The sequence below is a fragment of the Stenotrophomonas maltophilia group sp. RNC7 genome, from assembly GCF_030910085.1.
Taxonomy (GTDB): Bacteria; Pseudomonadota; Gammaproteobacteria; order Xanthomonadales; family Xanthomonadaceae; genus Stenotrophomonas; species Stenotrophomonas sepilia.
On sequence record NZ_JAVFVN010000800.1, the window covers coordinates 1 to 541 of the forward strand.

The window sequence follows — 541 nt, forward strand, 5'->3', positions numbered from 1 at the left end:
TAGCTCTCCTAATCTATCGTAGTAAAAATTGATGGCGTTATCATAGTTATCATTAATCTGTACTAAAAGCCCATAATCATCAAAATAATACTCAAGGCCGTTTTTGTAATCGCTCAAAACATATCTTGCCCCTGCCGGTTCGCCATAACGAGGGCCAAAGCTCAGATCGTCGAAGGGATAACCTAGCAATTCATTACGCTCCGAAATGGCGAATGACCCGAACTCAGGCATATATAAGTGCTTTTGATCACCTGATATTTTAAGATAAGGGATATCCCATATCCATCCTTTCCCTAAGGGGAAGCGAGTGTCTTCTTCCAATTTCCTCGTGGCTTGGCGATGCCTATTTTCATTATAGAAAATATCGTCTTTCCCGCGGGAACTGTCATACACTCGCCGCAGCTCAAAATTCAATCCATTCGGGCCCGGCAGCACCAAATCGGTCTGAACAATCCGTAAGGAACCATCTACCGTGGATATCTGCTCGTTCAAATCCCCCACCGAAAAAGGAGCTTGATTGAACCGCAGTTCCTTTTGCTGT

Annotated in this window: 1 protein-coding gene; it reads right to left on the bottom strand. The window is 44.2% G+C overall.

Going from position 1 to position 541, the window contains the following annotated elements; all coding sequences use genetic code 11:
* On the bottom strand, positions 1-541 hold a 541-nt coding region (locus RCF13_RS19330), incomplete at both ends, for a hypothetical protein (protein WP_308141461.1).